This is a genomic window from Pediococcus pentosaceus (assembly GCF_001437285.1).
In the GTDB taxonomy this organism is placed as follows: domain Bacteria; phylum Bacillota; class Bacilli; order Lactobacillales; family Lactobacillaceae; genus Pediococcus; species Pediococcus pentosaceus.
Window position 1 is genome coordinate 1 of sequence record NZ_JQBF01000013.1, and the last position, 10,757, is coordinate 10,757.

General features: G+C 34.5%; 13 protein-coding genes and 2 pseudogenes. 10 read left to right on the forward strand and 5 right to left on the reverse strand.

What is annotated here, in order from left to right:
* Positions 1-310: 310 nt before the first annotated feature.
* The 8 genes and pseudogenes from IV86_RS08295 (at position 311) to IV86_RS08880 (ending at position 4,865) form a co-directional block, all read left to right on the forward strand.
* Complete coding sequence (locus IV86_RS08295; RefSeq protein WP_056979552.1) at positions 311-523, forward strand: hypothetical protein; 213 nt, start codon at positions 311-313, stop codon at positions 521-523.
* A gap of 941 nt (positions 524-1,464) precedes the next feature.
* Positions 1,465-2,400 (forward strand): replication initiation protein, encoded by a 936-nt coding sequence (locus IV86_RS08300; RefSeq protein ID WP_056979553.1) that lies wholly within the window; start codon positions 1,465-1,467, stop codon positions 2,398-2,400.
* On the forward strand, positions 2,393-2,911 hold the full coding sequence (locus IV86_RS08305; protein WP_056979554.1) for an HTH domain-containing protein: 519 nt from the start codon (positions 2,393-2,395) through the stop codon (positions 2,909-2,911). Before IV86_RS08300 ends, IV86_RS08305 begins: the two co-directional genes overlap by 8 nt.
* A complete protein-coding gene (locus IV86_RS08310) occupies positions 2,908-3,102 on the forward strand; it encodes a hypothetical protein (RefSeq protein ID WP_056979555.1) in 195 nt (64 codons plus the stop codon). The genes IV86_RS08305 and IV86_RS08310 overlap by 4 nt, the downstream gene beginning before the upstream one ends.
* Positions 3,099-3,458, forward strand: a complete 360-nt coding sequence (locus IV86_RS08315) for an FAD-dependent oxidoreductase (protein WP_004906049.1) — start codon at positions 3,099-3,101, stop codon at positions 3,456-3,458. Before IV86_RS08310 ends, IV86_RS08315 begins: the two co-directional genes overlap by 4 nt.
* A 95-nt stretch (positions 3,459-3,553) precedes the next feature.
* A pseudogene (locus IV86_RS08870) lies at positions 3,554-3,994 on the forward strand (TIGR02328 family protein); the annotation flags it as partial.
* Positions 3,995-3,996: 2 nt separating this feature from the next.
* Positions 3,997-4,392, forward strand: a pseudogene (locus IV86_RS08875) (hypothetical protein).
* Between the two features lie 251 nt (positions 4,393-4,643).
* Positions 4,644-4,865 carry a DUF536 domain-containing protein gene (locus IV86_RS08880; RefSeq protein ID WP_225363402.1) on the forward strand — a complete coding sequence of 74 codons (222 nt, stop codon included), beginning with the start codon at positions 4,644-4,646 and terminating at the stop codon, positions 4,863-4,865.
* A gap of 98 nt (positions 4,866-4,963) precedes the next feature.
* Here the strand turns inward: IV86_RS08880 and IV86_RS08330 are convergent, their stop codons facing one another.
* Together IV86_RS08330 and IV86_RS08335 are read right to left on the reverse strand one after the other, a co-directional pair.
* Complete coding sequence (locus tag IV86_RS08330) at positions 4,964-5,515, reverse strand: tyrosine-type recombinase/integrase (protein ID WP_056979557.1); 552 nt, start codon at positions 5,513-5,515, stop codon at positions 4,964-4,966.
* Positions 5,516-5,654: 139 nt separating this feature from the next.
* Positions 5,655-7,574, reverse strand: a complete 1,920-nt coding sequence (locus IV86_RS08335) for a heavy metal translocating P-type ATPase (protein WP_056979558.1) — start codon at positions 7,572-7,574, stop codon at positions 5,655-5,657.
* A gap of 253 nt (positions 7,575-7,827) precedes the next feature.
* Here IV86_RS08335 and IV86_RS08340 point away from each other — a divergent pair, with 253 nt between their 5' ends.
* Entirely contained in the window at positions 7,828-8,133 is a 306-nt protein-coding gene (locus IV86_RS08340) for an ArsR/SmtB family transcription factor (protein ID WP_056979559.1), read from the forward strand.
* A 118-nt stretch (positions 8,134-8,251) separates the two neighbouring features.
* Here the strand turns inward: IV86_RS08340 and IV86_RS08345 are convergent, their stop codons facing one another.
* The 3 genes from IV86_RS08345 to IV86_RS08355 all read right to left on the reverse strand — a co-directional run bounded on the left by IV86_RS08345 (position 8,252) and on the right by IV86_RS08355 (position 10,008).
* Positions 8,252-8,899, reverse strand: a complete 648-nt coding sequence (locus tag IV86_RS08345) for a CadD family cadmium resistance transporter (protein ID WP_056979560.1) — start codon at positions 8,897-8,899, stop codon at positions 8,252-8,254.
* A gap of 474 nt (positions 8,900-9,373) precedes the next feature.
* On the reverse strand, positions 9,374-9,730 hold the full coding sequence (locus IV86_RS08350; protein ID WP_056979561.1) for a type II toxin-antitoxin system YafQ family toxin: 357 nt from the start codon (positions 9,728-9,730) through the stop codon (positions 9,374-9,376).
* A complete protein-coding gene (locus IV86_RS08355) occupies positions 9,730-10,008 on the reverse strand; it encodes a type II toxin-antitoxin system Phd/YefM family antitoxin (RefSeq protein WP_003586674.1) in 279 nt (92 codons plus the stop codon). The genes IV86_RS08350 and IV86_RS08355 overlap by 1 nt, the downstream gene beginning before the upstream one ends.
* A gap of 76 nt (positions 10,009-10,084) precedes the next feature.
* Between IV86_RS08355 and IV86_RS08360 the strand changes: the two genes are divergently transcribed.
* Positions 10,085-10,672 carry a site-specific integrase gene (locus IV86_RS08360; RefSeq protein WP_056979562.1) on the forward strand — a complete coding sequence of 196 codons (588 nt, stop codon included), beginning with the start codon at positions 10,085-10,087 and terminating at the stop codon, positions 10,670-10,672.
* Positions 10,673-10,757: the final 85 nt, after the last annotated feature.

Sequence of the window (10,757 nt, forward strand, 5' to 3'; positions counted from 1 at the left end):
TTAGTTGTTGTGTGTAAGTGCGCATTGACCTCGTTTCACTCGGTCTGCTGATAACCATAGAATCGATTTTTTCCGTTGTTGAATGGAATGTATTCTTAATTCAATTTATGCTTACACTTAACTGAGTTTGTTATGCTTACACTTAACTGAGTTTGTTATGCTTTAAATACTAAAAAAGTGTTGCAGATTACGCTGTTTCAAGCCAAAATTTTTTAATTGCTTTGTGCAGAGAATCTTTATAAGATTGGTAATAATTTTCGAATAACGGTGTTGTAAGATCTGTGAATCTAAACTTGAAGTCATTATTTTGATGTTAGGAGTCATTAAGATGGACGAAAAGAAAGTATTAAAATCCATTGATGAAATGTTTGCTGATCCTTGGCAAGTTGATATTCAAGAATTGTTTGAAGCTTCTGTCAATGAACCTGACGAGATCAAAAAGAATTTGTATGATTCCCTGGATACTTATGTTTTGCAAAAAAGACAAGAAGATATTATTAATCGTCCTGGCTTCGTTATTTAGTCCTCTAAAAGCCTGCTGAGGGCTTTTTATTTTTGCTTTGGTATAAATATATATAAACAGTCTCAAAATCGCTAGAAACGAGAAATAAGGCCCTTAAAAACGAATATAGCAGTTAGATTCTTGTTAAGATTTAAAAAAACTAACTGTTTGCTGTCAATGGTAGCGGACGAGCGTAGCGTGGGAGCATAAGGAATTGACAGCTCTAAACCAGTCTTAACACTGAAATGGCGAAAGCCAAAGTTTTATAGAAACTTTGCTTTCCTGCCTAACGGCGAGTGAAAAAGCGGTCAAGCTGGTTCAGCTTGACCGGGGTTCGGGGCGTCAGCGCCCGAATAAATGTGGCTTGCCACACCTTTTTAGGCAACGAACGGAGTGAGGCGCAAAGAGCATAGCGACTGGAGTTGAATGTGAGCCTGTTTTTGGGCTCACTCCTTTGTGTTTTTTGATTCTAGGTTTTGGCCTCGTACAGTGGTGCCTCTTATATACCTCTTTTATAAACCTCTTTTAAACCTCTTTTAGACCCCTCTTGAGCCTTACTCTCCCAAGGCTCACAGAAGTTTATCAAGTACCTTTTGTCTGTTTATCAAGTACCTTTTGTCTGTTTATCAAGTACCTTTTGTCTGTTTATCAAGTACCTTTTGTCTGTTTATCAAGTACCTTTTGTCTGTTTATCAAGTACCTTTTGTCTGTTTATCAAGTACCTTTTGTCTGTTTATCAAGTACCTTTTGTCTGTTTATCAAGTACCTTTTGTCTGTTTATCAAGTACCTTTTGTCTGTTTATCAAGTACCTTTTGTCTGTTTATCAAGTACCTTTTGTCTGTTTATCAAGTACCTTTTGTCTGTTTATCAAGTACCTTTTGTCTGTTTATCAAGTACCTTTATAAGTTCTGTACTTGATAAAAAGGTACTTTTATTTTAATATGTGTTTGAGGTGATAATAATGTCTAATGAGTTAGTTAAGTATGATCCTGAGTTGAATACTATTCCCTTAAGAAAATTTACCCCAATTGAGATGAATTTATTTTTTTCAATTGTTTCCCGCATGCGGGATCAAGGGAATAAAACTGTTCGTTTCTCTTTTGACCAGTTAAAAGAGCTTAGTAACTATAAACCAACCGCAAATAAACGTTTTATTGATGATATTGAAAATACATACCAAAAGATCCTCAGCCTTAGGTTTGGCCGTAGAAGTAAGAGTGGCTTAAATCGTGAATTTTTTGTTATGTTTACTGAATTTGAAATTAAAGGTGAAGCTGAAGAACCTTATGTTGATATTCAGATTTATCCCAAAGCATTGCACTTGCTAAACGATTTAGAAAGTTGGGTTCGTTATGCGTTGGCAGAGTTTAGAGATTTAAAAAGTAGTTACGCAAAAACAATGTTTCGGTTACTAAAACAGTTCAGAACCACTGGATATGCTTATTTTTCTAAAGAAGACTTTTTTGAATTGCTTGATATACCTAAAAGTTATTGGAATAGTCCTTCAAATGTTGACAAAAAGGTTATTAAGCCAATTAGAGAAGAATTAACCCCGCTTTTTAGAGGGCTAACGATTAGAAAAAAATATGGTAAAGGCAGAGGAAAACCAGTTATCGGTTATTCTTTTACTTGGAAACCTGAAAGAAAGGACGCAAATGATTTTTCTCAAGGCAAATTTCAAGATGAGCGTCAAAAACTCTTTAACATTCAGCACAATGATGAATTATCAGATAAAGAAAAGTGGCGTGCAATTGACAAAGTTAAATGCTTGCCTTTAGGAACAACTGAAAAACAGGTACTGGCTGAAAAACAAGCTGAACATGATCAAAAAATAAGAGATCAAGCAAGAAAAGAAGCACTTGCTGAACTCCGAAAGGGGTTTGGAAATCATGCCTAAAACTATTAGAGAACTTGCTGATGAATTGGGTGTTTCAAAGCAGGCTATATGGCAAAGGATAAAAAGAGATACGTCAATCGATTTACGTCAATTTACATCAACAAAAGGCAACACTGTTTACGTTGATGTTGATGGACAAAAAGCTATTAAATCAATGTTCTCAAACGATTCTTCAACAAGATACCGTCAACAAAAAGATGATATTGACGACAACAAAAAAGACGATGTTGATGAACAAGATGAAGTGAAATTCCTTCGAAATTTAGTATCAGAAATTCAATCTGAAAAGAAAGAGTTACATAAGTTACTAGATCAGCAACAACGATTGGCCTTGCAAGACAAAAAATTGCTAGAAGAGTACAAATCAGAAATCAAAGATTTGAAATCCTTAGTGATGCCGATTCGTGAGGACGAAAAAGATGTGTCACACCAAAGTGAAACAGTGCCAGCGGAAGCGCAAGCTAAACCTAAAAAGTGGTGGCAATTTAAAAAACGAGGTCAAAAAAAATGACTGATTCAAAAATTAAGGAGACAGCAAAGTCCATTTTGAAAGATTTTGGCAACACATATTTTTCAGATAAAGGCACTTTAAAACGCAATAAAGTAATAGAAGACCTTGATACGTACACACCTATGTTGATGAAGGCATTACTAGCTAATGGCGCTGATGTCAAGATTATGGACAGTATTATCAATTTTTGAAGCAACATCATGAAGATCAGCCATTGATTATTGTTGCTGGTGGAATTGGCATTACACCGTTTATATCTATTGCTCAAATGGCAGTGGAAAGACAACAACCAGTGACGTTTCTTTACTCAACTAAACACGAAAAGGATGCTATTTATTTAGATGAATTGACGAAGTTTAATCAAAGCGATATTTATTTCAAACATCAAGTAGGGCGGTTTTCTGATACACAAATTGTGGACATGATGCAAAAAAATGGTATCTATTTGCTGGCTGGTCCGCATGCCATGACCAAATATTGGCGAAATTTTTTGAAAAATAGAGGCGTGGCGGATAGCAGTATTTATTTTGAACCCTTTGAGTGGTAAGCCGATAAGCTATTAGCAGCTATTAATGTAAAGGAAAGCACATTATGTTAACTCGGAATTACTAACAATTCTAATGTTAGAAAGGTAGACAAAAAATGAGGTTATGGCACGAATCGTTAATTACAAAATTACCACGTCAACAATTGCTTGGACAACATAGAGAGTGCTGTGCACTTCGTGGCGGCGGGTGGGGGAAAAGGCACGCAACAGTGGATTATGTCTTTATTTACTCTCCATATAAATTGTTTAGATACCACAAATTAGTTATGACGGAGATGTTAAATCGCGGATACAAACCGAATGAAAATTGGCTAAATCCTTTGTATCGTGGAAATAATATGATTCCTTATAAGTCCCTGCCTATTGAAGTATCAACTTATTCTATTTATCCTGAACACGACCATAATTATTTAATTGAATGTATTGAAAATTTGAGAAAAAATGTATTGAAATCATCTTTAGAAGAAATAAACGAGTATACACATTTCGTCATTACTTATATCAAAATTAAAAAAGGTCGTTCAATTGCTGGAGTTCAATTTCATATAGAAAAGAAAAGAACAAGTCTCCACTGCCTTATAAGGAGAACGATCCGGAATATCAAAAGGATAAGGCTCAACAAGAGCAAGAACGGCAAAATTTATTTAACAAAGCAGTCCAAAGCAAGTATACGACCTTGTTGGGAGAAAACTTCTTAATTGGATTTAGAGATATGTAAGACGTTTCTAGAATGGCTGATTTACAAAAACAGGTTTATCCCCTGTATGATGAATTAAAAGACTTACGAGGGCTGAACGGAGTGAAAGATCATATCAGTTATGTAGCTGCACATAAAGATGGTGCTAGCATTCAGTTGCGAAATGTTGTGAAGTATCTAAAACGATCAATTGAGCAATATTTACAAACCGTTAAAATACAAGATTTAGATGGGTAGGGATTCCGATGGCGGAAAAAACAATTAAAGAACTTGTTGATGAAATAGGCGTTAGTAAAACCGCCATTCATAAAAAAAGTAACTCCTGATATGCGAAAAAGTTTTTTCTCCAAAGTAGGGAATAAATTTGTAATTAGCGAAGAAGGGCAGGAAGTTATAAAATCAACATTTATCATCCCATTTTCAGAAACCGGAAACCGAAAACCAGCACAGTTCCCGAAAATAATCTATCAGAGACGGATATAAAAATAATAGAAGGTTATCAAAAACAACTTGAACAGAAAGATTTACAGTTATCCGAATTACATAAACTTTTAAATCAACAACAACAGCTCACTCTGCACTCTAATCAGCAAAATGAACGTTTACAGCTTCAGTTAGAGTCCTACGAAAACATGGAAAGCAATCCCTCTGACTCTGAAATAGAACCCGACCAATCCAAACAAAAGAAGTGGTGGAAATTTTGGAAATAATCAAAGTATCTAAGATATCTATGCTATCTTAGATACTTTTTTCGTGAATTTATCTAGATATCAAAAAACAATGAATTCTTGAAAATATTGTCTTAAAGTTAGAAACCTAAACGGAAGTTCAACAATGTCTCACTGATTTCATCTTCATTGATCCCGATATAGCGTTTGGTGATTTTTTCGCTGCTGTGACCGAATATTTCCATGAGTGTAGCCACGTCTTTGGTTTTCTTGTAATAGTGGTAACCAAATGTCTTGCGCAGCGTGTGTGTGCCGATATCGTCCCGATCTAATATTGCGGCGACTTTTTGAAACATCTGATAGACCGTATTGACTTCTAAATGACCGCCTTTAGTACTGGGAAACAAATAATCTTCTGGCTCCAGGTCTTTCGTGTAGTCCTGGATCAACTCCTGCAGGCTGCTTAAATATAAAATGCGTGTTTTTCCGGTTTTTTGCTCCACAATACGTGGGTTTTTCGAGGAAATCACGTCTTTTTTCTTTAATTTCACGATATCGGACATGCGCAAACCGCTATTAATGCCGATCAAAAACAAGAAAACGTCGCGTTCGGCGTTTTTGTTGCGTCTCAAACAGAATAAAAAGTCGTTGATTTCTTGCTGCGTTCGTAATGGTTGTACATTATAACTCATTGAAATGGTCTCTCCTCTCACAAAACGGATACATGATTTCATTCATCATATCACGAAATCATGTATTGGGCACCGGTATAAAAAAAGAACCCTATAGATATAGGATTCTCAATACACGATTTTATACAATTTCATGTATTCATTTAGAATTTAATACTCGGAGACCATTTAATATTACGACTAATGTACTTCCTTCATGAACGATCACACTAATGGCTATATCCGTTAATCCTACTAAGCTCACGATAATTAGAAAAGCTACAACTGCCATTGAAAAAATAATATTCTGCCAAATTAAACGATTCATTTTCGTAGAAATTTTATGAGACTGTGTTAATTTCGTTAAGTTATTTTGCATTAATACTAAGTCAGAAACCTCTACTGCCACATCAGTTCCATCTCCCATGGCTATTCCTACATCTGCATTGACAAGAGCTGGAGCATCATTTACACCATCTCCTACCATTGCGGTCACACCATATTTTTCTTTTTGTTTGTCAATAATTTTAGATTTTTCATCTGGCATGACATTGGCAATCACTTCGTCTATACCTAGCTTGCTTGCGACTGCTTTTCCTGTCATTTCCGAATCACCTGTAATTAACGTAGTATGAATACCTTGTTTCTTGAAGTACTCAATAGTTTCTTTAGCATATTTACTTGGTACATCCATAAGTGCAATAAGGCCTATAACTTCTTCATCTACTGCTAGATATACGACAGTTTTCCCTTCAGATGCCCATTGATTATTTAATCGAACATATTCATCTGAGACGTCGTCAAAAGAAGTTGGTTTACCTATACGATATTTTCGACCATTATAGTCTCCGGACAATCCTTTTCCAATCTGATTTTCTACTTCAATAGAAAGTTGGTTTTTTGGTTCAAATTTTCTTAAAATAGCATCCGCTAAAGGATGATTGGAATTTTTCTCAAGAGCTACTACAATATCAATTATTTCTTCTTCATCCATAGAATCAGTAAAATAATGATTCGTGACTTCAGGTTTTCCTTTGGTTAAAGTTCCCGTCTTATCAAATGCAATAGCTTGAATATCAGCTAATTGAGATAGATAAGAACTCCCCTTAGAAAGAACGCCTTTTTTAGCTAAATTAGAAGTTGTTGATAAAGTTGCCGATACAGTAGCTGCTGCCAAAGCACATGGCGAAGCTGCAACTAAAAGAACCAATCCTCTATAAAAGCTTTGTGACCATGTCCAATCAAGTAGAAATGGAGTTAATAATATAAATAGTGATATGGCAACTAAAACAAATGTTACATATTTTGGTTCAAATTTTTGAATAATACTTGCAGCTTTAGTTTGGTTATCCTGGTTTTGATTCACTAATTGTAAAATTTTTGAAAACACCGTATCTTTATTTTCTTTCGTGACTTCCATTGTAAAAGTGCCCGTTCCATTTATTGTGCTCCCAAAAACTTCGTCTCCCTTGGACTTTTCTTTTGGTATACTCTCTCCATTAATAGAAGACTCATCAATAGACGTAGATCCAGACAAAATAATTCCATCAATAGGGACTTGATCACCATTTAATACTTGAAGGTGATTTCCAACTTTTAATTCATTAACTTCCACATTTTTTGTGCTACCGTCTGGGAGAATTAAACGAGCAGTTGTGGGATTCATTTCGAGTAATTTTGTAATTTCTCGTCTACTTCTTCCTTCTGCATAATCTTCTAGAAAATGTGCCCCAGAAAAAATAAGGATTAATAACGCACCTTCTCCAAAACTTCCCATCAAAGATGCTCCAATTGCTGCTAACCCCATTAAGATATGAGAATTAGGTATAAATCTTTTTTGACTTTTTGAGTTATGGATCGTCTCCCCAAGTCCTTCAAGGACAATAACATGGTACCCAGCACTTATAGTAGCGATTAAGAACAAAATATTTTGTAAGATTTGATACTCTTTACTCAAAAAGAAAGCTATCAATGCTAGTGCTAAACCAATAAAGTACAAAATAATTGGCATTTTCCCATGATCATTGTCATGATCGTGACTATTATTTTCGGGTGAGTGTTGCTCTTGAATCTCTTTCATTTCTATCGCCCTTCTTAATAAAACTATTTTTTTGAAATCGTAACGCTTACGAATTACATATGAAATAACATTCATATGTTTATGCGTTCATTATATATTGTTCTATCTGATTTGTCAAAAAAATAGTTATCTTATTTAGTTAATAAAAAAATTGGACTATAAAACAACTCTGCTTATGGAAAAACCTTGCTTTATAAAAATCTTGTGCTAACCTAAACATGAACGAACACACATATGAAAGAGAGGAAGTTTTATGAAATCATCATCAACTTCTCCGTTAACAAATGATTCTATCCAAGAGGTAAGTAAGATATTTAAAATGATTAGTGACCCTACACGTATTTCAATTTTATTTCTTTTACAGAAAGAAGAACTTAGTGTTGGAGTAATTGCGCAGTCTTTAAGTATGGAACAATCAGCCATTTCTCACCAGTTAAAAACTTTAAAGACTTCAAGATTAGTAAAATCAAAAAGAGTTGGTAAAAATATGATTTATAGCCTTGACGATCTTCATATTTTTAGTATTCTTGAGCAAGTTTCAACTCATATCGAAGAATAAGAAAAATAAGCACAAACTACAAAGTTAAAATTATTTTACAATTCATTAGTTCAAATAAAAAAGACAGCGAGATTTTACCTCGCTGTCTTTTTTATTTGAACTTCACTATCGTTGTTGTTTATATAAAGTTTAATAGTGTTTGAATCGTACCATTTTTTGCCATGATATAAAATCCTAATCCTATAAACACAATTGGAATAACCCATCGGCCGTATTTCTCAAGTGTTTCAGAAACATATCTAACTCTTGCTAGACGATAGCCGATTAAACACCAACCCGCAACCATTATAAAGAAAGTAACAACTGTAATGACCAGTTGGTTGTTATTTAAAGTAGAAAAGAATGGAACATAAATTCCAATATTGTCTCCACCATTGGCAAATGTGATAAATGCTACACTTAAATAGAACTTATTAAATTTATTTAAACTAGAAAGAATAGCACCTTCATCTTCATCTTCACCCTTTATAAACAGTTTAACTCCTAAATAGATCGGGATTAGTCCTAATAAACCCACCCATTGATCAGGAATGAGTGTTACTCCAAATGTAGCTAAAAGACTGATTAAAACTAAAAGTGCAAAACCAAGATATTGACCAATGACTATATCTTTAGGATAAATACGATTTCCCTTCACCGTTCGTCCATTACTTGCTTTAGCTTGTGAACTTGCCTGAGAGAACAGCAACATCAAGACAAAAATGTCATCGATATTGGTTACTATAAAAGACACTAAAGCAGAGAGAATGGTTAAAATTAAATTCATAAAAAAACTCCTTTTTAAATTGCTCCATAAACGGAATAATAGATATTTAGTTATGTTAGTTTGTTACACATTCTATTATTCCTCCTTCATCGTCATTCCTCCTGCTATCTTTTTCTATTATTCTACCTTATTTGATAGTAGATCTAAACCTTTGCAACAGAACCAATTGGACTATTTTTATTCAGTTACTTAGGCAACATTTGAGATACGATTTCGATTATAAAAATTGATATACCAACCAATGGCTGCTTGGAAGACTGACATATTAGCCTCGATATCATCGAATAACTAAATACAGAAAAATACAATAAATATTATCAAACTAGGGACTATACTAGAAAACATCAGTACATTCCTTAACTCAGGGTCTATAATTAACAAATACCCCCTCGAAAACGTTGAAAGAATAACCCCTAATATCTATAATGTAGATATTGGGGGTTATTTATTTTAATATTAAAGAAATAACTTCTTTTATTTGTCATTTTTTCGATACCCTTTAGAACGATTTTGCCCAGGAAATAAACGATCATGCGATCCTACTCGAATTCCAATTAAGACTAGTTCATCTTTATCAATCGTATAAACCACCAGGACATCGTTAGTTTCGCTTGGTGTTTTGTTTTTCGGGGTATCTCGTAAGTGAAATTCATTATAACCGCTCATTCGCCGATTAAGCTCATGATCTTCAAATTCTGGTGGTAATTGTTGTTGCTCAAGCAACAGGTCAATGGCTGCTCGAACTTCATCAATAATAGATTTGTCTAAACTGGCTAACCGTTTTAGATCAGCATTAAAGGTTGCACGTGGTTTAAATCTTAGTTTTTTCATTATTTAAACTGACCCCAATAATCATCATCTGATTCAACAATTTCATCGTCAGGTAAAACATGGCGTTTAATTAACTGATCACGTGCAATTGCATATTCTAACGAACCTTCTTTAGCTTTTAATGCTCTTTCTAGCCAGTCCATTTTTTCTTGTGAAACGATGGCCACTGCGCGACTATTTGAACGAGCAATATAAACGGTTTCGTCTTCGTCATTAACTTGATCTAAATATTTTTTTAGGTTAGCGCGAAAATCGCTCTGTGTTAGTGCTAATGTCATATTTACCACCCTTTCATTGTACTTAATATTGTACTTTAATTTGTACTAAAAATCAATTTTTTAAGGAGCTAAAACTATGCAACAAGTTGTCTTACCCATCAAAGATTCAAATGTTCTCAAGGAGGTTCAAGATACCTTACTCAATAACTTTAAAGCTGGCCGGCGTAACTATACAGTTTTTCAAGTTGGCAAAGCGACACTGTTGCGAGTCAGTGATGTCATGCGCTTAAAACAAACCGATATTTTTAATCCGGACGGTTCTATTAAACAAAATGCGTTTATTCATGACCGAAAAACTGGTAAACCGAATACCTTGTACCTTAAACCTGTTCAAACAGAGCTCTTATTGTACCGTCAATGGCTGCTTGATCATCAGCTGGATTCTGAATGGCTCTTTCCTTCCATTCAACACCCAGAACGACATATTACGGAAAAACAGTTCTATAAAATCATGAGCAAGGTTGGCGATCTGTTAGGAATTAATTATCTAGGGACCCATACGATGCGTAAAACCGGGGCTTATCGCGTTTATACGCAATCCAATTACAATATTGGCTTAGTCATGAATCTGCTCAATCATTCCAGTGAAGCCATGACTTTAGCTTATTTAGGCTTAGACCAAGCCAGTACCGAAACTATGTTAGATCAAATTGATTTTGGTTAGTTTTATTTGGATTTTTAGTTGTTGCCGAAGGCAACTTCTGATACAAATCTTTAGCACAATAACACAACCAACTTTAGTTGTTGTG